The following is a 22732-nucleotide window of genomic DNA, read 5'->3' as shown; positions in this document are numbered from 1 at the left end:
CGGCGAACCTAGTCGCCGGCACCGACAACCGGCAGGGCTCAGGCCCCGGGGCCCGGCCCCGCCGCGAACCCGGCCGCGCCCTCGGCGACCGCCACCACCTCGAACGGCTCGATCGACACCGGCGCCGACCCCACGATCTGCGACCCCGGGCTCTCGGCGGCCTCGCCCGTGAACCGCTCCTGGAACGCGTCGCGGGCCGCCTCGCCGGCGAACACGTAGGTGCCCTCGAACCACTCGCCCGCACGCAGCCGCCAGGTCTTGAAGCGCAACCCGTCCATGCCGGTGAACCGGTGGATGGACGTGCCGGTCACGTACTCGCGCAGCCGGTCGGCGACGTCGGACGGCGCGTCGGCCAGCGACCAGCGGACGCTCAGGCCGTGGGAGTCGGTCACGGGTCCCTCCTCGGGGTGCGGGGGTCGGTCGGGGTCATCGCAGGGTCTCGAGCCAGCGCAGCAGCAGCCGGGCGCCGAACCCCGTGCCACCGCGGGTGATCACGCCGGCGTCGCGCTCGCTGCGCGCCGGGCCGGCGATGTCGAGGTGCGCCCAGCGGCGGCCGCCGACGAACTCGCGCAGGAACAGCGCGGCCACCACGGCGCCGGCACCGACCGTCTTCGCGGGCGCGACGTGCCCGACGTCGGCGACCTGCGAGTCGAGCGCCCACCGGTAGTCCTCGACGAGCGGCATCCGCCACAGCTGCTCGCCGCTGAGCCGCCCCGCGTCGAGCAGCGCGGTCGCCAGCCGGTCGTCACCGCTGAAGAGCGCGCCGTGCCCGCGGCCGAGGCCCTGGGTCGCGGCGCCGGTCAGCGTGGCCACGTCGACGACGACGTCCGGGTCGAGCACGGCGTCGGCGTACGCCAGCGCGTCGGCCAGCACGATGCGGCCCTCGGCGTCGGTGTTCGCGATCTCGACGGTGCTGCCGCCGTACTGCGTGACCACGTCTCCCGGGCGGTACGACGAGGCGCCGATGGCGTTCTCGGCGAGCGGCAGCAGACCGGTGACCCGCACCCGCACCCCGAGCCGGGCGGCGGCCCGCAGCACCGCGAGCACCACGGCCGCGCCGGTCATGTCGGTCTTGATGGGGATCATCGCGTCGCGCGGCTTCAGCGACAGACCGCCCGAGTCGAACGTGATGCCCTTGCCCACCAGCACGACGTGCGGCGTGCGGTCGGTCGCCCCGGGCGGCACGTGACCGAGCTCGACCAGCCGCGGCGAGCGGGCGGCCGCGGCACCTACGGCGAGGATGCCGCCGAAGCCCTCGGCCGCGAGCGCCTTCGAGTCGAGCACCCGACAGCTCAGCCCCACCTCGGCCGCGGCCCGGCGCGCGCGGCCGGCGACCCAGGCCGGGCCCTTCGTGGACGACGGCGTGTTGGCCAGGTCGCGCGCCAGCACCGGCTCGGCGGCGACCGTGACGCCGCGCGCGAGGTACGCGGTCAGCGAGGCCCGGCGTCCCACGACCTCGACCCGACGCAGCGGCGGGCGCGGACCCTCGCCGACACCCGAGCGCGGCGGCGTGTACGTGGCGAGCACGAACCCCTCGGCGGCCGCCCGGGCGTGCTCGCCGCCCTCCGCGCCCAGCGTCGTGACCAGCCGGTCGAGCCCGCGGTGCGCCCGGGCCAGCGCGGCCGCGCCGGAGCGCACCGCCGCCGGGCTGCCGTCGCCGGTGCCGACCAGCACGACGCGGTCGACCGCGGGGTGGCCGGTGCCCGGCGTCCAGGGCACGCGCACGACCTCGCCCGCGGTGCCCTTCACCCGCTCGAGCGCCAGCACGCGGTCGAGGTCGATGCCCAGCTGCCGGGCCACCGCCGGGGCGTCGCCGACCGGGCGGGGCGGGGTGTCGCCGTCCGCCGGCTGCACCGGCAGCGCCAGCACGTCGATGCGCGGTGACGCCTCCCGGACGACGTCCGGCAGGCGCGCCGCGAGCGCGCGGATGCGGGGGGCGCGCACGGCGGCTCCTCGGGATCGGGGTCGCTGCACCCTAGCCCGGCCGGTCCGGGCACGAGCGAGCCCCCCGCGACCGCTGTCACGGGGGGCTCGTCGGTGTCACGGGACCAGCTGCTCAGGCGGTGGCGCCCTTCAGGGCGTCACCGAGGGCGTTGGCCTCGACGGGGGTCATCTCGACGACGAGGCGGCCACCGCCGTCCAGCGGCATCCGCATCACGATGTCGCGGCCTTCCTTGGTGACCTCGAGCGGACCGTCCCCGGTCCTGGGCTTCATGGCGGCCATGTCGCCGACCCCTTTCACTGTGTCGTCCAGGCGCCACCGGCCGCTCCCGAGCTGCTGCGACCGGCGGTGGTCAGGCACCAGTATCCCTCGTGGGGCGGGTGCACGGGAAATCGTCCGCGCGGACGGGCATGATGCAGGCCCGAGCACGGGCCCGCGGCCCGCACCGCCAGGAGGACCGACGTGACCGATCCAGCCCTCGGGGCGCCCGTCACCACCACGCACGACGGCGCCGTGGCGACCGTCCGGCTCGACCGTCCGAGCGCGATGAACGCGCTCACCCTCGAGGTCAAGGAGGCGCTGCTGGCGGCGCTGCGCGAGGTCGCGGCGGACGACGCCGTGCGGGCGGTCGTGCTGACCGGTTCGGGGCGCGCGTTCTGCGTCGGGCAGGACCTGCGCGAGCACGTCGCCGACCTGCGCGCCGCCCAGCGCGACCCGGCCGCCGCCGCCGGCCTCGGCACCACCGTGCGCGAGCACTACAACCCGATCGCGACGCTGCTGGCCACCATGCCGAAGCCGGTGATCGCCTCGGTGAACGGCGTCGCGGCCGGTGCCGGCGCGTCGTTCGCGTTCGGGTGCGACGTGCGGCTGCTCGGCGAGGGCGCCGGCTTCAACCTGGCGTTCGCGGGCATCGGGCTGAGCGCCGACTCGGGCGCGTCGTGGTGGCTGCCGCGTCTGGTGGGACCGGCGCGCGCCAAGGAGCTGCTGCTGCTGCCGCGCACCGTGCGGGCGGCCGAGGCGCTCGAGCTGGGGCTGGCGACGGAGGTGGTGCCCGACGCCCAGCTCGCCGACCGGACGGCGCAGCTCGCCGCGCAGCTCGCCGCGGGCCCGACCCAGGCCTACGCGGCGATCCGGCGGGTGGTCGCGGCGTCGATGGGGCAGGACCTGTCGACCGCCCTGGCCCACGAGGCCGAGCTCATGGACCGCACCGGCGCCACGGCCGACCACCTCGCGGCCGTCGAGGCCTTCGTCGCCAAGCAGCCGCCGGTGTTCGAAGGCCGCTGACCCCCTCCCACCCGGCCGAGATGCCTTTCGGGGGTCCGGCCGGCCCTCCGGTGCCCGAAAGCGGCATCTCGGCGGTGGGTGTCGGGGGCACGTGGCAGCATCCAGCGGCATGACGACGAGCGTGTCGCGCGACCAGGTGCTGGCCCTGCGGGTGGCCGCGCAGCAGCTCGATCGGCGGGTCGACGAGCCCGGTGAGCTCGCCGTGCTCGACCTCGGGCTGGCCGACACCGGCACCGCGGCCGCCGCCCTCGCCCTCTCCGCCCGGCTGCCCGACGTCGTCACGGCCGAGCAGGTGACGGCCGACCGGTCGCTGGCGCGGGTGTGGGCGCTGCGCGGTGCCCCGCACGTGCACCGCCGCGTCGACCTGCCGGGACTGGCGCGGGCCCTGTGGCCGGTGTCGGACGACGACGCCACCGCCCGGCTGCGCAGCGACGTCATCAAGCAGGGCAAGCACCTCGGGCTGGCGGCCTTCACCGCCACCGCGCAGGCGTTCGCCGACGTCGTCACGACCCGGACGCCGAAGGGCGCAGCCAGCACCGGCGTCAGCGCCCGGATCCCTCACGAGCTCACCTACTGGTGCGCGTCGTGCGAGGCGCAGCACGTGTCGGCGCTGCCGTTCCAGCAGACCGCCCTGGCCGCCTCGCTCGAGCTGGTGCCCGACGGCCGCGGCATCGCCCTGCAGCCGGTCGAGCACCCCTGGCCGCTGCCCGACGCGGCGGTCGGCGCCGGCCGCCTGGTCCGCCGGGTGCTCGCCGACCTGGTCGTGGCCTCCGCGACCGAGGTCGCGGCCGTGCTCGGCTCCACGGCCACCGCGCTGCAGCCGGTGTGGCCGGCCGACGCCGTCGAGGTCGAGGTCGACGGCCGCCGCCGGTTCGTGCTGCCCGAGGTGCTCGACGCGGTCGGCACCCACCCCGCCCCGCGCCTCACCCGGCTGCTGCCACCCGGTGACCCGTGGCTGCAGGCCCGCGACCGCGACCTGCTGCTGCCCGGCACCGACCGGCAGAAGGCGCTGTGGAAGGCGATCAACGCGCCCGGGGCCCTGCTCGTCGACGGCGAGCTCGAAGGGACCTGGACGGCGAAGCAGGGCCGGGCCGGCCGCGTGCTGGTGCGCGTGACCGTCTTCGAGCCGCTCGACCCGGCGACCGCGCGCGAGGTCGAGGCCGAGGCCGAGCTGGTGGCCCGGGTGCGCGGCGGCACCTCGGCCGAGCTCGAAATGGCAGGCGCCTGACACCGCCGGCCCGGCATCCTGGCCACGTGCCCGCGAAGCAGCTCCGTGTCGACGAACCCACCGTCCGACGACGGCTGCAGCGGGCTGCGCGCAAGCACACCCTGGTGCGCGTCAGGCGCTGGACTCCCGAGTCCGATCGGATCACGGGATACGTCGTCGGGGTCGGGAGCGCGTGGTTCGTGCTCGCCGTGCAGACGGACGGCTCACGACCGGACGGGTGGATCGCGCTGCGCGTGCGTGACGTCAGCTCGGTCAGGGTGCGATCACGTGGTGACACGATCGACGAGAAGTCGCTCCGCGCCCGCGGCGAGTGGCCACCAGCTCCACCGCACCATCTGGAGCTGGACGGGGTGCGTGGCGTTCTGCGCACGGCGAGCCGCTCGGCGCCGCTCGTCACGGTCCTCGTGGAGTGGGACGAGCCCGACCGTTGCTGGATCGGCGCAGTCGAGCGCATCGGCAAGCGGGTGCTGTCGCTGCGTGAGGTCGACCCCGGTGGTCGCTGGAAGCGGCACCGGTCGAAGTTCGACCTCGAAGACGTCACGCGCGTCGATTGGGGTGACGCCTACAACGAAGCGCTGCTGCTCGTCGCCGGCCCGCCGCCTCGCTGACCTACGGCGGGTAGTCGGTGGGGGGCACGAAGACGAGCAGGTGGTGCACCCACTGCACCTGGCCGACGAGTCCGAGCACGGCGAGCCCGGCGGTGAGCAGCGCGAGCACGAGGGGCACGCGGCGCAGGCGGGCGAGCAGCACGACGAGCAGCGGCCACTCGAGCAGCAGGTAGCGGAAGGTGCTGGTCCAGGGTTCGAGCGTGGCGGCGAGGTACAGCGGGTACACGAACGACCAGGTGCGCAGCTCGGGGCCGGCGGGCCGGCCGAGCGGGGTGGCGACGACGGCGAGCAGCACCAGCGTGCCGGCCAGCACCAGCCAGGGCCCGTGCTCGCCCCAGAGCAGGCGGCTGATGCCGAGGGTCTGGGTGACCGGCTCGACCGTGCCGCTCGACCGCCAGGTGCCCTGGGTGCGCTGGTAGGCGTCGGGCACGCCGGTGAGCCGGCCGACGAGCACCGGCCACAGCAGCGACGACGCGGCCGAGAGCAGGCCGAGCCCGACCACCTCGACGCGTTGGCGCCGCGGGAACGGTTCGCGGCCGCGGGCCCGCCAGCGCGCGACGAGGTGCGCCAGCACCACGAGGGCGAAGGGCGCGACGACCGGTCGGCTGAGCGACAGCACCAGCACGACGACGGCGCACCAGCGGTACCGCCGCTCGACGAGCAGCAGCAGCGCCAGGGCGAGCAGCAGCAGGCCGAGGGTCTCGCTGTAGGCGATCTGCAGCACGGGCGCCGGCGGCAGCGTGCAGAGCAGCACGACCGCCGCGAGCGCCACCCCGCGGCCGGCCAGCAGCCGCACCAGCCGGTGCACGACGACCACCGCGCACCCGCCGAGCACGACGTTGAGCAGCACCGCCGACGCCCCGAAGTCGAGCCCGGTGACGGCCATGACCGCCCGCGTCGACATCGGGAACCCGGGCAGGAACGCCCACGCGTTCTGCTGCACCGCGCCGGTCGGGCCGAGCGGCAACCCGTCCGGGTACCCGGCGACGGCGATCGTCTTGTACCACTGGGCGTCCCACAGCTGGGCGAGGTCGAGGTAGCCCGAGCGGGGCCCGGTCCAGATGCTCGGCAGCTGGTCGCGCGCGGCCCTGGAGATCACCACCCAGCCGACGAGCCGGGTCAGCACGTACGCCGCGAGCGCCAGGCCGACGTCCGGCAGCGGCACCCGCGGGCGCGGTCGGGCGGTGTCGACCGGTGCCACGGTGGGGGCGGTCACCCCGCGGCCTGCGCCCGGTGGCACCCGGCCACGTGGTCGTCGACGAGGCCGCACGCCTGCATGGCGGCGTAGGCGGTGGTCGGTCCGACGAACACGAACCCGGCGGCCTTCAGCGCCTTGGCCAGCGCCTTGGACTCGGGGCTGACGGCGGGCACCTCGGTCAGGGTGGCCGGCCGCCAGCCGTCGCGGTCGGGCGCGAACGACCAGACGAGCTCGTCGAGGCCGCCGCGCTCGCGCAGCGCGACGACGGCGCGGGCGTTGGCGACCGCCGCGACGATCTTCGCCCGGTTGCGCACGATGCCCGCGTCGAGCAGCAGCCGCTCGGTGTCGGCGTCGTCGAACCGGGCGACGCGGTCGGCGTCGAAGTCGTGGAAGGCGGCGCGGAACGCCGGCCGCTTGCGCAGGATCGTCAACCACGAGAGGCCGGACTGGAACGCCTCGAGCGTGAAGCGCTCGTACAGCGCCTGCTCGCCGCGCACCGCCCGGCCCCACTCGTCGTCGTGGTAGGTCGCGTAGTCGGGGGTCGAGCCGCCCCAGGCGCAGCGCGGGACGCCGTCGGCCCCGACCACCACGCCGTCCGCGGTCACCGGCGGGCCGCGTGCTCGACGTCGCGCGCCAGCCGCCGCAGCATGAACCCCAGCCCGGCGCGGGTGCCGACGTCGAGCAGGCCGCGCAGCACCGGCACCCGGCTGACCAGCGGCAGGTCGGCGGTCTCGGCCCACACCAGCAGGCTGCGGTCGGGCCCGAGCGCGCGCACGGTGACCTCGGCGCCGCCGAGCACCACGCGGCCGCTCTTGGTCACGGTGTAGGCACCCGGCGCGGCGCCGTCCGGCGGCTGCCAGGCGGTGACGGTCATCGGGTCGTCGAAGCCGAGCGGCCCGACGCCGGTGCGGGCGACGAACGAGGTGCCGACGCCCGAGGTCTGCGCGCTGGTGGTGCGCACCACGGTCGAGGGGACCCAGCGGCCCTGGGCCGGCCAGTCGGTCACGGCGGCCCACAGCAGCCACGCCGGTGCGGCGACCTCGCGCGCGACGGTCACGGTGCCCATGCGGTCACGACCCCTCGGGGGCCGTCCAGCCCGTGCTCGCGACCTCGGTGCGCGGCCCCGCACCCGAGGCCTCGCCGCGCAGCCGGGCGATCTCGTCGTCCTTGCGGCCGAGCTCGTCGCCCAGCCGGTCGAGCACCTCGTCGACCTCGCGCATGCGGTACCCGCGGAACCCCACCGAGAAGCGGACGTCGGCGACGTCGGCCGGGTGCAGCTCGCCCTCGGGCACGCCGGACGGCGGCAGGCTGCCGACCGGCTCGTCGAGCCCGCCGCGCACGGCGCCGAGCACGACCGCGGCGACCACCCCCACGACCGCGAGCACGACCAGCAGCTCGAGCAGCGTCATGCGCCACATCGTGTCACGGCGCGCCGACAGCCCCGCCGAGGTGCAGCCCGCGCTCCACGGCGTCGAGCGCGGCGTCGACGTCCGTCGTCCAGACCAGGTGGTCGCCGACCCCGGGGCGCACGAACCCCTGCTCGGCGAGCCCGGCGACCAGCGACCGCAGACCGGCCAGGTCGTCCCACGGGTCGAGCACGACGACCGGCTTGGCGTGCATGCCGAGCGAGCGCGACGTCCACACCTCGAGCAGCTCCTCGAGGGTGCCGACGCCACCGGGCAGCACGACGAACGCGTCCGAGCGGGCGTCCATCAGGCCCTTGCGGGCCCGCATGTCCGACACCACGAGCAGGTCGTCGGCACCGGTGTCGGCGACCTCGAGGTCGACCAGCGCCTGCGGGATGACGCCCGTGGTGCGCCCGCCCCCGGCCCGGACGGCGCGCGCGACGGCGCCCATCATCGACACCCGCCCACCGCCGCTCACCAGCTCGTGCCCGCGCGCGGCGAGCGCCGAGCCGAACGACGTCGCGAGGGCGGGGTAGCGCGGGTCGATGCCCTCGCTGGAGGCGCAGAACACGCAGACGGAGGCCACGGGCGCAGCCTGCCAGAGGGCTACCCGGCGGCGGCGCGAGGGCGCTGCTCGGGCAGCAGCGTCGCGGTGAGGGCGCGCACCAGGTCGGGCACGTCGTCCTCGGCGAGGCGGACCGTCGACACGCAGGTCGAGCCCTGCCAGATCGACAGCACGACCCGGCCGGCCTCGGGGTGCGAGCTGACGCGCAGCGCCCGGCCGGCCACGTCGCGGCCGACCAGCACGGTGCCCCTCGCGGGGACGGGGCTGACGCTCACACCGCATGGTCACCCGCGGCGGCGCGGTTGTCGAGGGGTCAGCCGTCGGTGGCCCGGTCGTCGGCCCGGCCGGACCCGACGATGATCCGCACGACCTCGTCGACGTCGTCGGTGACGGTGAGCAGGTCGAGGTCGGCCTCGCCGATGGTGCCCTGCGCGAGTGCGGACGAGCGCAGCCAGTCGAGCAGCCCCTGCCAGTACGCCGACCCGACGAGCACGATCGGGAACGAGGTGACCTTGCGGGTCTGCACCAGCGTGAGCGCCTCGAACAGCTCGTCGAAGGTGCCGAACCCGCCGGGCAGCACCACGAAGCCCTCGGCGTACTTCACGAACATCGTCTTGCGGGCGAAGAAGTACCGGAAGTTGATGCCGAGGTCGACGAACTCGTTCATGCCCTGCTCGTGCGGCAGCTCGATGCCCAGCCCGACGCTGACCCCGCCGGCCTCGCAGGCACCCTCGTTGGCCGCCCGCATCGCGCCGGGCCCGCCGCCGGTGATCACCGCGTAGCCGGCCTCGGCGAGCGCGCGGCCGATGGCGACGCCGGTGCGGTACTCGGCCGAGTCGACGGGGGTGCGGGCCGACCCGAAGACGCTGACGGCGCGCGGCAGCTCGGCCAGCGCGCCGAAGCCCTCGACGAACTCGCTCTGGATGCGCAGCACCCGCCACGGGTCGGTGTGCACCCAGTCGTGCGGGCCGCGGCTGTCGAGCAGCCGCTGGTCGGTCGTCTCGCCGGGCACCTGGTCGCGGCGCAGCTGCACCGGCCCCTTGCGGTAGGCCGGCTGCGCACCGTCCTCGTCCTGCGTCGTCGTCATGCGGCAGACCCTACGGGCCGCCCCCGACCCTGCACCCGGGGCGCTCGGGCGGTCGTTCGTCGAGCAAGCACCCTCGTGGCCCACCAGCTGTCGGTGCGACGTGGTCGACTGCTCAGGTCCGACCACGGGCTGCCGATGCGATCCACGACGCCTCCTGGCCGGATGCGTCGACCCGGCGTGCCCTCGCCGGTGCAGATCACGTCGAAAGCAGACTCCACGTGCTCGGAGCACTCGCCGCCCTCCGCCCCCGCGCCCTGCGGCGCACCGCCGCGGTGCTCGTCGTCGGCGTCGCCGTGCTGGCGACCCAGGGCGGGGTCGCGCACGCGGCCGCGTTCACGCCGCTGACGACCGAGGGCTTCACCGGCGCCACCGTCGGCCCCGAGTGGCGGCTGCCGTCCTCGGCGACCAACACCGCCTGCCTCACGGCGTCCACGGACACCGCCGCGACGCCGGTCAAGGGCTGCAACCTGGCGACCCCCGACCCGGTGGGCAGCGGCACGCTGCGGCTGACCGGCAACGGCGCCGGGCAGGTCGGCACGATCTACAACACGACCAGCCTGCCGACGTCGAAGGGCGTCGACGTCACCTTCAACACCTACCAGTGGAGCGGCACGAACCCGGGCGCCGACGGCATCAGCTTCATCCTGGCCGCGACCGACCCGACCAACCCGGCGCCCCCGAGCACGCGCGGCCCGTCCGGCGGCTCACTCGGCTACAGCCCCACCGCCGGCAGCGCCGCGGGCACGTCGTACGGATACCTCGGCTTCGGGCTCGACGTGTTCGGCAACTTCCAGAGCTCGGCCTTCGGCGGCACCGACTGCCCGGCGTCCAGCCGCACCGCGTCGCCCTTCCAGCAGCTCACCGTCCGCGGCCCGGGCAACAACTACCTCGGCTACTGCATCCTCACCCAGGCGGCGCCCAACGGGTCGCTCGACGACCGCACCGCGACCTCCCGGCCGGCCCCCGTGCCGGTCGAGGTGGTGCTGAACCCGGGCGCCGCGACGACGACCGACTCCGGCATCGCGGTGGCCGCGAACTCCTTCACCCTGAAGGTGACCTCGCTCGGCGGCACCCCCCAGACCATCAGCGGCAGCCTGCCGACGGCGGCCCGGCTCAGCGCGCTGGGCTTCCCGGCGTCGTGGTTCGACCCGACCACCGGCCTGCCCTACCAGCTCACCTTCGGCTGGGCGGCCTCGACCGGCGGCTCGTACGAGATCCACGAGATCAACACGCTGACCTCGCGCACCGTCGCCGGCAAGCTGCCCAAGTACGCCCTCGACGTCACCGACGACGAGGACGGCAGCCTGGTCGGCGGCAACCGGGGCGCCGCGCTGGTGACCCCGACGCTGGTCGCCACCGAGGGCGACGAGACGTTCGCGCCGACGGTCGCGACCACGTTCCCCGCCGGCCTGGTGCCGGCCGTCGACCCGACCGTGGCGGGGTACACCTGCACGACGTCCGGCCAGGTCGTGAAGTGCACGAGCACCGACCCCGGCCCGTGGACCGCCGGTACCAGCCTGCCCACCGTGCGGCTGCCGTTCACGGTGACGTCCGGCACCACCGGCACCAAGGGCGTGACGGCGAAGGTCAGCTCGAACGACGCCGCCCCCGCAGTGGCCACGCACTCGGCGAGCGTCAGCACCTACGCGGCGTCGGCGACACCGGGCTCCGTCGCCCACGGCACCGACAGCACGCTCGCCGTCTCGGGCCTGCCGGTCGCCGCCACCGGCACCGTGGCGTTCCGCGAGGGGGGCACCACGCTGTGCACCGCGACGCTGCCCGCCACCAGCTGCCTCGGCGGCGGGCCGCTCGCTGCGGGCGGTCACACGATCACGGCGGTCTGGACGCCGGGCGCGTCCTCCCCCTACGCGACGCAGTCCACCAGCACCTCGCTCACGGTCACGAAGGCGGGCGGTTCGATGACCGCGGCCGCCACGCCCGCGTCGGTGGCCTACGGCACCGCCGACGCGCTGACGGTCGCCGGGCTGCCTGCGGACGCCACCGGCGTGGTCACCTTCGCCAGCGGCGGCACCACGCTGTGCACCGCGACCCTGCCGGCGACGAGCTGCTCGACCGACGCCGCCCTGCACGTCGGCACGTACCCGGTCACCGCCACCTGGCCGGGCGACGGCAACTACGACGGCCGCTCGGCGACGACGTCCTTCGACGTGACGCCGGCACCCACCGCGCTGGCGGCCGCCGTCACCGACCCGACGGTCTCGTACGGGACCGCCGACACCCTGTCGTACAGCGGCCTGGCGGTGAGCGGCCCGACCGCCGCCGGCGGCACCGTCACGTTCCGCGACGCCGACGGCGACACGCTGTGCGTCGCCACCCTGCCCGACACCTCCTGCGCGACGGCGGCCGACCTCGAGCCCGGCACCTACGACGTCACGGCCTCGTACTCCGGTGACGGCGACCACGCGGCCGGCACCGCCACCACCCGGTTCGTGGTGTCGGAGGCCGCGACCGCCGTGCAGGCCGGCGTGACGGACGCGTCCGTCGTCTTCGGCAGCAGCACCACCCTGACCTGGGCCGGGCTGCCCACCAGCCCGGCAGCCGCGACGGGCACGGTCACCTTCACCTCCGGCGGTGCCACCCTCTGCACGGCGACGCTGCCCGACACCTCCTGCGCCACCTCGGCCACGCTGGCGGCGGGCACGTACCCGGTGACCGCCACCTACTCCGGCGACGACCACTACACCGGCTCGACGGACACCACCTCGTTCCAGGTGACCACCGCCGGCTCCACGTCGTTCACCGCGGCCGCGACCCCGACCAGCGCCACCTACGGCGACCCGGTGACCCTGTCGCACGCCGGGCTCGACCTGACCGGCGCGGACGCCGCGACCGGCACGGTCACCTTCACCTCCGGCGGCGAGACGCTCTGCGTCGCGACGCTGCCCGACACCAGCTGCGCGGCCCCCGCCGACCTCGACGTCGGCACCTACCCGGTGACGGCGACGTACTCGGGCGACGCGAACCACGACGGCGCCACCGACACCACCGCGTTCGAGGTCACGAAGGTCGCGACGACGGTCGTGGCCGCGGCGACGTCGCCGTCGGTGACGTTCGGCACGACCAACACGCTGTCGTACTCCGGACCGGTGCTCACCGGCCCGACGGCGGCGACGGGCACCGTCACCTTCACGGCCGGCGGCGAGACGCTGTGCGTGGCCACCCTGCCGGCGACCAGCTGCACGACCGCCGCCGACCTCGGTGCCGGCTCCTACGCCGTCACCGCGACGTACTCCGGCGACGCGAACCACGACGGCGACAGCGACACCGCCGCGTTCGAGGTGACGAAGGCCGCCACGACGCTGACCGCCTACGCCGCCTTCCCGAGCGTGCCGTTCGGCGCACCCGACCCGCTCGCCGTCACCGGCCTGCCGGCCGGCGCGACCGGCACGGTGACCTTCACCTCGGGCGGCACCACCCTCTGCACGGCGACGCTGCCGGAGACCACCTGCGACGCACTGGCCGGGCTGCACGCGGGCACCTACCCCGTCGTCGCCACCTACTCGGGCGACGCGAACCACGACGGCGACACCGACACCACGTCCTTCACGGTGACGCGGGCCGCGACGGCCCTCGGCGCGACGGTCAGCTCGCCGGTCGTCTCGAAGGGCACCCGGGAGGTGCTGACCGCCTCCGGCCTGCCCGCCGGCGCGACCGGCACCGTCGTGTTCACCGCGGGCGGGCGCACCCTGTGCACCGTGACCCTGCCCGACACCAGCTGCCGCACCGCGGCCGACCTCGCGCTCGGGCGCTACGACGTGACGGCGACCTACTCCGGCGACGGCGACCACAGCGGCTCGACCGCCACCGCGCGGTTCCGCGTCGAGGCCGTCGCCACCACCACGCGGACGACCACGACGCCGCAGGGCACGCCGGTCACCGTGCCGGTCCCCGGTGCCTCCACCGCCGACTCGATCACCGTGGTGGGCACGCCCGCGCACGGGACCGCGACGGTGCGCGACGGCGCGCTCGTCTTCTCGCCCGACGACGGGTTCGTCGGCACGACGACCGTCACGCTGCGGGTGGTCGACGAGGACGGCACCGTCACCGTGGTCACCGTCCGCGTGGTCGTCACGGCGGCTGACAGCGGCACCGACGGCGGCGGGGGCACGGGCGGCTCGGGTGGCGGCGGCTCCGGCGGCTCGGACGGCGGCGACGAGGGCTCGGGTCTGCCCGCGGTCGCCGACGGCGTCGCGACGCTGCCGCGCACGGGCTCCGACCTGGTGCTGTGGACCCTGGTCGGTGCCGGGCTGGTGACGGTCGGCGCGGTGGCCGTCCGCACCACCGCCCGTCCGGTGCGGGCGACCCGGGCCGGCCGGGCAGACGGCGCCACGGGCGAACGCGCCTGAGCGACGGTCCGGCCGGCCCCGCGTGGGCCGGCCGGGCGGCTCAGCCGGTCCGCCGCTCGGCCGGCCAGTCGGTCAGCCCGTCGGCTGGTCGTGTGGTCAGGCGGGCGGTGCGGAGAGCCAGCGACGCAGCGCCGCCTCGGCCTCGACGACCTGGTGCGCCGGCACGAACTCGTCGTCGGCGTGCGCCTTCATCGGGTCGCCCGGCCCGTAGTTGACGGCGGGCACGCCGAGCGCGCTGAAGCGGGCGACGTCGGTCCAGCCGTACTTCGGCTTCACGACGCCGCCCATCGCCGCGACGAACGCCGCGGCGGCCGGCCGGTCGAGGCCCGGGCGGGCGCCGTCGGCGCGGTCGGTCACGGCCACCTCGAAGCCCTGCAGCAGGTCACGCAGGTGCGCCTCGGCGTCGGCGGCGCTCGTGCTCGGGGCGAAGCGGTAGTTCACCTCGACCCGGCAGGCGTCGGGGATCACGTTGCCGGCGACGCCGCCCGCGATGCGCACGGCGTTCAGGCTCTCGCGGTAGACCAGACCGTCGACCTCCACCTGCCGCGGCTCGTAGGCGGCGAGCCGGGTCAGCACCTCGCCGGCGTCGTGGATCGCGTTGTGCCCCTTCCACGCCCGGGCCGAGTGCGCGGCGACGCCCTTCGTGGTGACGTCGACCCGCATGGTGCCGTTGCAGCCGCCCTCGACGAGCCCGTCGGTGGGCTCGAGCAGCACGGCGAACTGCGCGTCGAGCCACTCGGGGTGGGTGCGCGCGATGCGGCCGAGCCCGTTGTGCTCCGACTCGATCTCCTCGCCGTCGTAGAACACGTACGTGACGTCGCGCACCGGCGCCTCGACGGCCGCGGCCAGCGCGAGCTGCACCGCGACGCCGCCCTTCATGTCGCAGGTGCCGCGGCCGTAGACCAGACCGCCCTCGACCCAGGTCGGCAGGTTCGGCGTCGCGGCGAGCGGCACGGTGTCGAGGTGGCCGGCCAGCACCACGCGCTCGCCCCGCCCGAGCTCGGTGCGGGCGACCACCGCGTCGCCGTCGCGGTCGACCCGCAGGTGCGGCAGCCGGCGCAGGGCCTCCTCGACGGCGTCCGCGATCGGCCCCTCGTGCCCGCTCACCGACTCGAGGTCGCACAGCGCCCGGGTCAGCGTGACGACGTCCTGGCTGAGGTCGAGGCTCGGCATGGGCCACATGGTGGCACGCGGCTCAGGGCGCGCCGCCGGGCTGCCGATCCACGAAGGGTGGACGGCCCTGGCGCTGAGCGCCGCGAGCGGACGGTCGCGCGGACGGGCGCAGCGGTGCCGGCGCCGTGGCAGGCCGAACGCTTTCGCACGACGCGGTGGCACGCGACGGTGACGACGTTCGGGCCGCGCACGAAGCTGGCGCTGACCGTGCCGACCTTCGTGCCGGCGCTGCTCTTCGCCGGCATCCTGACCGGCCCGCCCGACCCGTTCTGGGCCATCGGCGTCCTGGGCGTCGCCGGCTGCGGGTCCGCCGCGGCGTGGTGGGCCCGTCAGGTGTGGCAGCCCGGGTCCGTCGCACGCGGCGCGGCGCCACCGAGCGAGCCGCGGCCCGAGCCCGACCTCGAGGCGGAGGCGACCCGGCGTCCGGCGCACGGCTCGCTCGGCGGCGACGTCGCGCCGCCCACCCGCTGGTGACCCTGCCGCTCGGCCGAGGCCGTCGGGGCGCCCCTCTAGGCTGAGGGCCATGAGCGACGCGCGCACCGCCTGGGGCCACGGCCTGGTCACGACGTCGGACGACGGGCAGGTGCTCGACACCTGGTTCCCGTCGCCGTCGCTCGGCTCGGCGCCCAAGAGCAGCAGCCCCTACGACGTGCCGAGCGAGCTGGCGGCGCTCGAGGGCACCGACCCGGCGCGCGGGGTGAAGCGCCACGTCGCGCGGGTCGAGGTCGACCTCGACACCGCCCCGGCCGGCGCGAGCGACGCCTACCTGCGCCTGCACCTGCTCTCGCACCGTCTGGTGCGGCCGAACACGGTGAACCTGCAGGGCGTCTTCGGCGTGCTGGCCAACGTGGTCTGGACCGACCGGGGCCCGTGCCCGGTCGACGGCTTCGAGGCCACCCGGGCGCGACTGATGGCGCAGCACGGTCGGGTCACCGTCTACGGCGTCGACAAGTTCCCGCGGATGGTCGACTACGTGCTGCCGACCGGCGTCCGCATCGCCGACGCCGACCGGGTGCGACTCGGCGCGCACCTGGCCGAGGGCACCACCGTCATGCACGAGGGCTTCGTGAACTACAACGCCGGCACGCTCGGCACCTCGATGGTCGAGGGCCGCATCGTGCAGGGCGTGGTCGTGGGCGACGGCACCGACGTGGGCGGCGGCGCGTCGATCCTCGGCACGCTGAGCGGCGGGGGCACCGACGTGGTGTCGATCGGCGAGCGCTGCCTGCTGGGCGCGAACTCCGGCTGCGGCATCAGCCTCGGCGACGACTGCGTCATCGAGGCCGGGCTCTACGTGACGGCCGGCACCAAGGTCACGCTGGTCGGCGGCGAGCGCGCCGGCCAGGTGGTCAAGGCCCGCGAGCTGTCCGGCGCGTCGAACATGCTGCTGCGCCGCAACTCGGTGTCCGGCGCCGTCGAGGTGGTCGCCCGGCCGGGCACCACCGTCGAGCTCAACGCCGCGCTGCACGCGAACTGACGGCACGCCTCGAGCCGGCGCGATGACCACGTACCCCTACGCAGCGCGCGACGCCGGCGGGTCGGTGCCCCCACCGCCTGCCGCGACCGCGCGCTCGCGCCGCCGCCGCGGGCCCCGGGTGCTGCTGATCGGCCTGCTCGTCGCGGCGCTGGTGGTGGCCGGTGTCGTGCTGTGGCAACGGCGCTCGACGCCGTTCCTGGGCGACGAGTGCACGGCCACGGCGTCCGGCCGCGGCGTCGACGCCTCGCCCGAGCAGATGGGCAACGCCGCGACCATCGCCGGCATCGCCCTGCGCCGCGGGCTGCCCGCGCGAGCCGCGACCATCGCCATCGCGACCGCCATCCAGGAGTCGAAGCTGCAGAACGTCGACTACGGCGACCGCGACTCGCTCGGCCTGTTCCAGCAGCGGCCCTCGCAGGGCTGGGGCACCGAGGCGGAGGTGCAGGACCCGGTGCACGCCACGAACGCCTTCTACGACGCGCTGGTGAAGGTGCGCGGCTACCAGGGCATGGAGATCACGAAGGTCGCCCAGAAGGTGCAGCGCAGCGCCTACCCCGAGGCGTACGCCGACCACGAGCCGGACGCGCGGGTGCTGGCCTCGGCGCTCACCGGCCAGTCCCCCGCCGCGCTGAGCTGCCGCCTCGACCCCGACACCGCGCCCGCCGGGGCCGCCGGCGTCGCGCCGTTCCGCACCGCCGTCCGTGCCGAGCTGACGAAGGCCGCCACGACGGTCGCCGGCCCCGCCGCCGTCCGCGTGCCCGCGGTCGACACCACGCACCTGTGGGCCACCGCGCAGTACGCCGTCGCGCAGGCCGACCGGCTCGGCGTCGCGCGGGTGTACGTCGCCGGCAGGGTGTGGAGCCGCACGGCGGACGACGGCGGCTGGGCGCCCGTACCGAAGGGGACGCCGAAGCAGCCGGCCGGCTCGGTGACGGTGACGTTCAGCGACGCGCCCCCGCCCGCCGCCTGACCCGACGCTCCCGGACGCACGTCCGCCGCCCAGGCCGCTCCCGCGCCGTCCAGAGCGATCTGGACGGCGACGAGCGGCCTGAGCGGCGGAGGGGTGGTGCGGGGTGGGTCAGGCCTCGACGGTGACGTGCTCGTTCGGCACGCAGTGCGTCATGACCAGGCCCTCGACGTCGCGAGGGCCGTTCTTGCCGAGGTTCGCCAGGCGCTGCAGCTCGGGCTCGCTGAGCGTCTGGGTGGCGAGCGGCTCGAGGTGCCGCACGTCGTCGGCGCTGATGCCGAGGCCGTCGCCGACGCGCTGGCCCAGCTCGTCCTCGCACATGAGCAGGTGCCAGACCATGCGCTCCTGGATCGGGCGGTCGCACTGGGCGAGCGCACCGGTCAGGTTGGCGACCAGGTCGTCGCGCTCCCACTGCTCCGAGAGCAGGTACCGCTCGCCGGCCTGCGCGTAGTCGTTCGTGCGCGGGATCCGCTTGCGGGTCAGGCGCCCGGTGATCTCGGGGCCCTGCTCGTCGTGCGTCGGGTACTCGGCCTCGCGCAGGCCGCCGAGGATCGACGGCTCGTAGTTCACCGAGGGGTTCTGGCCGGGGGCCAGGTCGACGCCGTACGCCATCTGCCCGTCGCGCTGGTTGGTGGCGACCTTCGCACCCTTGGCCGAGTTCACCGGCAGCTGCAGGTAGTTCGGGCCGACGCGGTAGCGCTGGGTGTCGGAGTAGCTGAACGTGCGGCCGACGAGCATCTTGTCGTCGGAGAAGTCGAGGCCGTCGACCAGCACGCCGGTGCCGAACGCGATCTGCTCGTTCTCGGTGAAGAAGTTCTCCGGCCGCCGGTCGAGCGTCATGGTGCCGACCTTGCGGAGCGGGAAGAGGTTCTCCGGCCACACCTTCGTGTCGTCGAGCGGGTCGAAGTCGAGCTCGGGGTGCTCGTGGTCGTCCATGAGCTGCACGTGCAGCTCCCACTGGGGGAAGTCGCCCGCGTCGATCGCGGCGTACAGGTCCTTGGTGTGCGCGCCGAGCTCCTGGCCCTGCACGACGGCGGCGTCGGCGGCGGTCCACGACCGCACGCCCTGCTTCGGCAGCCAGTGGTACTTCACCAGCTGCGTCTCGCCCTGGGCGTTGACCCACTTGTAGGTGTTGACGCCGAAGCCCTGCATGAACCGGTAGCTGGCCGGCAGGCCGCGGGGGCCGAACACCAGCGTGACCATGTGCATGGCCTCGGGGGTCTGGCTGATGAAGTCGAAGACGCGGTTCGGCACCTGGCGGTCGAACGTCACCGGGTCGGGCTTCTGCGAGTGGATGAAGTCGGGGAACTTGATCGCGTCGCGGATGAAGAAGACGCCGAGGTTGTTGCCGACGAGGTCCCAGTTGCCCTCCTCGGTGTACATCTTGATCGCGAAGCCGCGCGGGTCGCGGGCGGCCTCGCTGGAGTCGCGACCGCCGGCCACGGTCGAGAACCGGATGGCGAGCTCGGTGCGCTTGCCGGCCTCGCTGAACACCTTGGCTCGGGTGTACTTCGCGATCGGCTCGTCGCCGACCGTGCCGTCGGCCTCGAAGTACCCGAAGGCGGTGGCGCCGCGGGCGTGCACGACGCGCTCGGGGATGCGCTCGCGGTCGAAGTGGCTGATCTTCTCGAGGAACTGGTAGTTCTCGAGCGTCGCCGGGCCGCGAGCGCCGACGGTGCGCTGGTTCTGGTTGTCGTACACCGGGTGACCCTGGCGGTTGGTGAGCACCGCCCGGTCGTCACCCGCCTCGGGGCCCTTGCTGGCCACGTCGGTCATGACGTCTCCCTCTCGATCTGCTGAGCTGGCTGGGGTGCTGCTGGAGGTGCGGTGGTGCAGTCGGGGCAGGTGCCCCAGAAGACGACCTCGGCCTCGTCGACGGCGAAGCCGTGGGCGGCCGAGGGCGTGAGGCAGGCGGCGTCGCCGACCACGCAGTCGACGTCGACCGTGCGCCCGCAGGCGCGGCAGACGAGGTGGTGGTGGTTGTCGCCGACCCGGCTCTCGAACCGGGCCGCCGACCCCGCCGGCTCGAACCGGCGCACCAGCCCGGCCGCGGTCATCGCGTCGAGGCAGTCGTAGACGGCCTGCAGCGACACGGTACCCAGCCGGGTGCGGGTGCGCACCGCGACGTCGGACGCCGTGAGGTGCTCGCGCGCCGACCCGGCGTCGTCGAGCACACCGAGCACGGCGACCCGCTGGCCCGTGACGCGCAGGCCGCGCGCACGCAGCCGGTGGGTCGCGTCGAGGGTCGTGGGCACGTCCCCCACCCGACCACCGTTCCTGGAACGAGTCAAGTCTGGGGCGCGCCCGCTCGGGTCAGCGGTCGGCCACCGGCACGTAGTCGCGCTCGGGCTCGCCGACGTACAGCTGGCGCGGCCGGCCGATCTTCGTCTCCGGGTCCTCCATCATCTCGCGCCACTGCGCGATCCAGCCGGGCAGCCGGCCGATGGCGAACAGCACCGTGAACATCTTCGTCGGGAAGCCCATGGCCTTGTAGATGAGGCCGGTGTAGAAGTCGACGTTCGGGTACAGCTTGCGCTCGACGAAGTAGTCGTCCTGCAGCGCGATCTCCTCCAGCCGCACCGCGATGTCGAGCAGCTCGTCGCGCCGGCCGAGGTTGCCGAGGATCTCGTCGGCGGTCTTCTTGATGATCGCCGCGCGCGGGTCGTAGTTCTTGTAGACGCGGTGCCCGAAGCCCATGAGCCGGACGCCGTCCTCCTTGTTCTTCACCTTCTGCATGAAGCTGTCGGCGTCGTCGTCGCCGCGCTGGATGCGCTCGAGCATCTCCAGGACGGCGGAGTTCGCGCCGCCGTGCAGCGGGCCGGACAGGGCGTGGATGCCGGCCGACACCGACGCGAACAGGTTCGCCTGGCCGGAGCCGACCAGCCGCACCGTCGACGTCGAGCAGTTCTGCTCGTGGTCGGCGTGCAGGATGAACAGCAGGTCGAGCGCCTTCGTCATGGCCGGGTCGACGTCGTACGGCTCGGCCGGGAAGCCGAACGTCAGCCGCAGGAAGTTCTCGACCAGCCCGATCGAGTTGTCGGGGTACAGGAACGGCTGGCCGATGCTCTTCTTGTAGGCGTACGCCGCGATCGTCGGCAGCTTGGCCAGCAGCCGCACCGTCGACAGCTCGATCTGGTCCTTGTCACGGATCGAGAGGCTGTCCTGGTAGAAGGTCGACAGCGCCGACACCGCCGACGACAGCACCGGCATCGGGTGCGCGTCGCGGGGGAAGCCCTCGAAGAAGCGCTTGAGGTCCTCGTGCAGGAGCGTGTGCCGCCGGATGCGGTTGGTGAAGTCCTCGAGCTCGGTCGCCGTCGGCAGCGCGCCGTAGATGAGCAGGTAGCTGACCTCGATGAACGTCGACTTCTCGGCGAGCTGGTCGATCGGGATGCCGCGGTAGCGCAGGACGCCCGCGTCGCCGTCGATGTAGGTGATCGCGGAGCGGGTCGCCGCGGTGTTGCCGAAGCCGGGGTCGAACGTGACGTTGCCGGTGGTGCCCAGCAGCTTCGAGATGTCCCAGGCGTCGTTGCCGTCGGTCGCCGCCTGGCCGGCGAGCTGCAGCTCGCCACCGTCGTACTTCAGGGTCGCGTCGTGCGTCATCGGTTCAGCTCCCTCGAGTGCTCGCGGACCGCCGCCGCGGTTCTCGCAGGAGCGGGCACGCCGAAACTACCCGTCGGTCACAACCGGCAGCCAATCAGGGGTCACCAGGTGGACTGACCGAGTCGGGTGGCGGCCCGCGCGATGCGCGGACCGGTCGCCGTGAGCGCCACCCGGACGTGCTCGGCACCGGCGGCGCCGTAGAACGTGCCCGGCGCGACCAGCACGCCGAGGTCGGCCAGCCGGTCGACGGTGACCGCCGCCGGCTCGCCGCGGGTGCACCACAGGTACAGCCCGGCCGTGGAGTGGTCGACGCGGAAGCCGGCGCCCTCGAGCGCCTCCCGCAGCACGTGCCGGCGGGCCAGGTAGCGGCCGCGCTGCTCGGCCACGTGCAGGTCGTCGCCCAGCGCCACCCGCACGGCCTCCTGCACCGGCCGCGGCACGATCATGCCCAGGTGCTTGCGCAGCTCGAGCAGCCGGCGCACCAGCGCGGGGTCGCCGGCCGCGAACGCCGCCCGGTACCCGGCGAGGTTCGACTGCTTCGACAGCGAGTAGACCGCGAGCAGCCCCTCGTGCGAACCGCCGCAGACCCGCGGGTCGAGGATGCTCGGCACCGGCTCGCCGTCCCACGACAGCTCGGCGTAGCACTCGTCGCTGGCCACGACGGCGCCGCGCGCCCGGGCCCACTCGACGACCTTGCGCAGGTGCTCGACGCCGAGCACCTGACCGGTCGGGTTGGACGGTGAGTTCACCCAGACCAGCGCCACCCGCCCGGGTCCGGTCTGCAGCGTGCCCGCGGCCGGCACCGGCGTGGCGCCCGCGACCCGGGCCCCGACGTCGTACGTCGGGTAGGCGATCTCGGGGTGCACCACGACGTCGCCCGGCCCGAGGCCGAGCAGCGTCGGCAGCCAGGCCACCAGCTCCTTCGAGCCGACGGTCGGCAGCACCGCGTCGGGGTCGACGTCCGGCACGCCGCGGCGCCGCGCGAACCAGGCCGCCACGGCCTCGCGCAGCTGCGGCGTCCCGTGCGTCTGCGGGTAGCCGGGCGCGTCGGCGGCCTCGCGCAGCGCCTGCTGCACGAGCTCGGGCGTCGGGTCGACCGGGGTGCCGACCGACAGGTCGACGATGCCGTCCGGGTGCGCCCGGGCGCGCGCCGCCGGCTCGGCCAGCGTGTCCCAGGGGAAGTCGGGGAGCTGCAGCGCCACCGCGCTACTCCGCGTGCTCCTGCGGGGGCAGCGCCGAGATGATGGCGTGGTCCTTGCTGATCAGGCCCATCTTGGCGGCACCGCCCGGCGACCCGAGGTCGTCGAAGAACTCCACGTTGGCCGTGTAGTACTCCTTCCACTGTTCGGGCACGTCGTCCTCGTAGTAGATGGCCTCGACCGGGCAGACCGGCTCGCAGGCGCCGCAGTCGACGCACTCGTCGGGGTGGATGTAGAGCGACCGCTCACCCTCGTAGATGCAGTCGACCGGGCACTCCTCGATGCACGCCTTGTCCTTGAGGTCGACGCAGGGCTGGGCGATGACGTACGTCACGGCGGTGTCCTCCTCCTCGGCCGGGACGGTGCTGCCCGGCGACTGACCGGCACCTAGTATCGCGGCAGGCCGGGCGCAGCGCACGGAGGGGGTCTGATGTCCCGACAGCCGGGACCGCGGGTGGGCGCGGACGACGTGGGGCGGCGCGTCGTGCTGCGCCGCCGGCTGCCCGGCGGCCGGGTGGGCGACCTGCTCGGCGAGCTGCTGGCGTGGGACCCCGCGGGGCTGGCCCGGGTGCGCACCCGCGCGGGCGAGGTGAGCGTGCCGGTGCGCGAGGTGCTGGCCGGCGAGCCGGAG

General features: G+C 74.9%; 24 protein-coding genes. 8 read left to right on the top strand and 16 right to left on the bottom strand.

Annotation, left to right across the window (positions count from 1 at the left end; translation table 11 throughout):
* Window positions 1–38 precede the first annotated feature (38 nt).
* The 3 genes from ACYVI6_RS06730 to ACYVI6_RS06720 all read right to left on the bottom strand — a co-directional run bounded on the left by ACYVI6_RS06730 (window position 39) and on the right by ACYVI6_RS06720 (window position 2224).
* A complete protein-coding gene (locus tag ACYVI6_RS06730; protein WP_284287983.1) occupies window positions 39–392 on the bottom strand; it encodes a hypothetical protein in 354 nt (117 codons plus the stop codon).
* Between the two features lie 34 nt (window positions 393–426).
* Window positions 427–1944: a leucyl aminopeptidase family protein gene (locus ACYVI6_RS06725; protein ID WP_460445627.1), complete on the bottom strand. Its 1518-nt coding sequence runs from the start codon at window positions 1942–1944 to the stop codon at window positions 427–429.
* Window positions 1945–2056: 112 nt separating this feature from the next.
* Entirely contained in the window at window positions 2057–2224 is a 168-nt protein-coding gene (locus tag ACYVI6_RS06720; RefSeq protein WP_284291066.1) for a DUF3117 domain-containing protein, read from the bottom strand.
* A 180-nt stretch (window positions 2225–2404) separates the two neighbouring features.
* Between ACYVI6_RS06720 and ACYVI6_RS06715 the strand changes: the two genes are divergently transcribed.
* The 3 genes from ACYVI6_RS06715 (at window position 2405) to ACYVI6_RS06705 (ending at window position 5062) form a co-directional block, all read left to right on the top strand.
* Entirely contained in the window at window positions 2405–3226 is an 822-nt protein-coding gene (locus ACYVI6_RS06715) for an enoyl-CoA hydratase/isomerase family protein (RefSeq protein ID WP_460445626.1), read from the top strand.
* Window positions 3227–3335: 109 nt separating this feature from the next.
* Window positions 3336–4454 carry a DNA glycosylase AlkZ-like family protein gene (locus ACYVI6_RS06710; protein WP_460445625.1) on the top strand — a complete coding sequence of 373 codons (1119 nt, stop codon included), beginning with the start codon at window positions 3336–3338 and terminating at the stop codon, window positions 4452–4454.
* 26 nt (window positions 4455–4480) lie between these two features.
* Window positions 4481–5062 (top strand): hypothetical protein, encoded by a 582-nt coding sequence (locus tag ACYVI6_RS06705; protein ID WP_460445624.1) that lies wholly within the window; start codon window positions 4481–4483, stop codon window positions 5060–5062.
* Between the two features lies 1 nt (window position 5063).
* Here ACYVI6_RS06705 and ACYVI6_RS06700 read toward each other — a convergent pair whose 3' ends face one another.
* The 7 genes from ACYVI6_RS06700 to ACYVI6_RS06670 are packed head-to-tail and all read right to left on the bottom strand — an operon-like array spanning window position 5064 to window position 9318.
* Window positions 5064–6278: a hypothetical protein gene (locus ACYVI6_RS06700; RefSeq protein ID WP_460445623.1), complete on the bottom strand. Its 1215-nt coding sequence runs from the start codon at window positions 6276–6278 to the stop codon at window positions 5064–5066.
* Window positions 6275–6865: a DNA-3-methyladenine glycosylase I gene (locus ACYVI6_RS06695; RefSeq protein ID WP_284287989.1), complete on the bottom strand. Its 591-nt coding sequence runs from the start codon at window positions 6863–6865 to the stop codon at window positions 6275–6277. Before ACYVI6_RS06695 ends, ACYVI6_RS06700 begins: the two co-directional genes overlap by 4 nt.
* Window positions 6862–7326: an SRPBCC family protein gene (locus ACYVI6_RS06690; protein ID WP_284287990.1), complete on the bottom strand. Its 465-nt coding sequence runs from the start codon at window positions 7324–7326 to the stop codon at window positions 6862–6864. The genes ACYVI6_RS06695 and ACYVI6_RS06690 overlap by 4 nt, the downstream gene beginning before the upstream one ends.
* 4 nt (window positions 7327–7330) lie before the next feature.
* The gene (locus tag ACYVI6_RS06685; RefSeq protein ID WP_460445622.1) at window positions 7331–7669 is read right to left on the bottom strand and encodes a DivIVA domain-containing protein; all 339 of its coding nucleotides are present in this window, start codon (window positions 7667–7669) and stop codon (window positions 7331–7333) included.
* Between the two features lie 13 nt (window positions 7670–7682).
* Window positions 7683–8252: an LOG family protein gene (locus tag ACYVI6_RS06680; RefSeq protein ID WP_460445621.1), complete on the bottom strand. Its 570-nt coding sequence runs from the start codon at window positions 8250–8252 to the stop codon at window positions 7683–7685.
* A gap of 20 nt (window positions 8253–8272) precedes the next feature.
* On the bottom strand, window positions 8273–8506 hold the full coding sequence (locus tag ACYVI6_RS06675; RefSeq protein ID WP_460445620.1) for a hypothetical protein: 234 nt from the start codon (window positions 8504–8506) through the stop codon (window positions 8273–8275).
* Window positions 8507–8544: 38 nt separating this feature from the next.
* On the bottom strand, window positions 8545–9318 hold the full coding sequence (locus tag ACYVI6_RS06670; RefSeq protein WP_460445619.1) for an LOG family protein: 774 nt from the start codon (window positions 9316–9318) through the stop codon (window positions 8545–8547).
* A gap of 218 nt (window positions 9319–9536) precedes the next feature.
* Here ACYVI6_RS06670 and ACYVI6_RS06665 point away from each other — a divergent pair, with 218 nt between their 5' ends.
* Window positions 9537–13685, top strand: a complete 4149-nt coding sequence (locus tag ACYVI6_RS06665) for an Ig-like domain repeat protein (RefSeq protein ID WP_460445618.1) — start codon at window positions 9537–9539, stop codon at window positions 13683–13685.
* Window positions 13686–13781: 96 nt separating this feature from the next.
* Here the strand turns inward: ACYVI6_RS06665 and dapE are convergent, their stop codons facing one another.
* Entirely contained in the window at window positions 13782–14858 is a 1077-nt protein-coding gene (gene dapE, locus ACYVI6_RS06660) for a succinyl-diaminopimelate desuccinylase (RefSeq protein ID WP_460445617.1), read from the bottom strand.
* 168 nt (window positions 14859–15026) lie between these two features.
* Between dapE and ACYVI6_RS06655 the strand changes: the two genes are divergently transcribed.
* The 3 genes from ACYVI6_RS06655 to ACYVI6_RS06645 are packed head-to-tail and all read left to right on the top strand — an operon-like array spanning window position 15027 to window position 17305.
* Complete coding sequence (locus tag ACYVI6_RS06655; RefSeq protein WP_460445616.1) at window positions 15027–15332, top strand: hypothetical protein; 306 nt, start codon at window positions 15027–15029, stop codon at window positions 15330–15332.
* Between the two features lie 49 nt (window positions 15333–15381).
* Complete coding sequence (gene dapD / locus ACYVI6_RS06650; protein ID WP_460445615.1) at window positions 15382–16335, top strand: 2,3,4,5-tetrahydropyridine-2,6-dicarboxylate N-succinyltransferase; 954 nt, start codon at window positions 15382–15384, stop codon at window positions 16333–16335.
* A 22-nt stretch (window positions 16336–16357) separates the two neighbouring features.
* Complete coding sequence (locus ACYVI6_RS06645; protein ID WP_460445614.1) at window positions 16358–17305, top strand: hypothetical protein; 948 nt, start codon at window positions 16358–16360, stop codon at window positions 17303–17305.
* A gap of 108 nt (window positions 17306–17413) precedes the next feature.
* On the opposite strand, the gene ACYVI6_RS06640 is transcribed toward ACYVI6_RS06645, so the two are convergent.
* The 5 genes from ACYVI6_RS06640 to fdxA all read right to left on the bottom strand — a co-directional run bounded on the left by ACYVI6_RS06640 (window position 17414) and on the right by fdxA (window position 22435).
* The gene (locus tag ACYVI6_RS06640; protein ID WP_460445613.1) at window positions 17414–19078 is read right to left on the bottom strand and encodes a catalase; all 1665 of its coding nucleotides are present in this window, start codon (window positions 19076–19078) and stop codon (window positions 17414–17416) included.
* The gene (locus ACYVI6_RS06635) at window positions 19075–19566 is read right to left on the bottom strand and encodes a Fur family transcriptional regulator (RefSeq protein ID WP_460445612.1); all 492 of its coding nucleotides are present in this window, start codon (window positions 19564–19566) and stop codon (window positions 19075–19077) included. Before ACYVI6_RS06635 ends, ACYVI6_RS06640 begins: the two co-directional genes overlap by 4 nt.
* A 49-nt stretch (window positions 19567–19615) precedes the next feature.
* Entirely contained in the window at window positions 19616–20902 is a 1287-nt protein-coding gene (locus tag ACYVI6_RS06630; protein ID WP_460445611.1) for a citrate synthase, read from the bottom strand.
* A 101-nt stretch (window positions 20903–21003) separates the two neighbouring features.
* Window positions 21004–22104, bottom strand: coding sequence for a succinyldiaminopimelate transaminase (gene dapC, locus ACYVI6_RS06625; RefSeq protein ID WP_460445610.1), 1101 nt, complete (start codon window positions 22102–22104; stop codon window positions 21004–21006).
* Between the two features lie 4 nt (window positions 22105–22108).
* Window positions 22109–22435: a ferredoxin gene (fdxA, locus tag ACYVI6_RS06620; protein ID WP_284288009.1), complete on the bottom strand. Its 327-nt coding sequence runs from the start codon at window positions 22433–22435 to the stop codon at window positions 22109–22111.
* A 96-nt stretch (window positions 22436–22531) separates the two neighbouring features.
* Between fdxA and ACYVI6_RS06615 the strand changes: the two genes are divergently transcribed.
* On the top strand, window positions 22532–22732 hold a 201-nt coding region (locus ACYVI6_RS06615; RefSeq protein ID WP_460445609.1), incomplete at its 3' end, for a putative acetyltransferase.

The organism is Angustibacter aerolatus (assembly GCF_054776675.1).
Note: the sequence above shows the minus strand (reverse complement) of the source record. Positions and strands in the feature narration are given on the sequence as shown.

What these genes read in the sequence shown, in the direction of transcription:
- ACYVI6_RS06720 (WP_284291066.1), bottom strand. Translation starts at nt 2,224, where the DNA reads ATGGCCGCCATGAAGCCCAGGACCGGGGACGGTCCGCTCGAGGTCACC.
- ACYVI6_RS06710 (WP_460445625.1), top strand. Translation starts at nt 3,336, where the DNA reads ATGACGACGAGCGTGTCGCGCGACCAGGTGCTGGCCCTGCGGGTGGCC.
- ACYVI6_RS06690 (WP_284287990.1), bottom strand. Translation starts at nt 7,326, where the DNA reads ATGGGCACCGTGACCGTCGCGCGCGAGGTCGCCGCACCGGCGTGGCTG.
- ACYVI6_RS06685 (WP_460445622.1), bottom strand. Translation starts at nt 7,669, where the DNA reads ATGACGCTGCTCGAGCTGCTGGTCGTGCTCGCGGTCGTGGGGGTGGTC.
- ACYVI6_RS06670 (WP_460445619.1), bottom strand. Translation starts at nt 9,318, where the DNA reads ATGACGACGACGCAGGACGAGGACGGTGCGCAGCCGGCCTACCGCAAG.
- dapE (WP_460445617.1), bottom strand. Translation starts at nt 14,858, where the DNA reads ATGCCGAGCCTCGACCTCAGCCAGGACGTCGTCACGCTGACCCGGGCG.
- dapD (WP_460445615.1), top strand. Translation starts at nt 15,382, where the DNA reads ATGAGCGACGCGCGCACCGCCTGGGGCCACGGCCTGGTCACGACGTCG.
- ACYVI6_RS06645 (WP_460445614.1), top strand. Translation starts at nt 16,358, where the DNA reads ATGACCACGTACCCCTACGCAGCGCGCGACGCCGGCGGGTCGGTGCCC.
- ACYVI6_RS06640 (WP_460445613.1), bottom strand. Translation starts at nt 19,078, where the DNA reads ATGACCGACGTGGCCAGCAAGGGCCCCGAGGCGGGTGACGACCGGGCG.
- ACYVI6_RS06630 (WP_460445611.1), bottom strand. Translation starts at nt 20,902, where the DNA reads ATGACGCACGACGCGACCCTGAAGTACGACGGTGGCGAGCTGCAGCTC.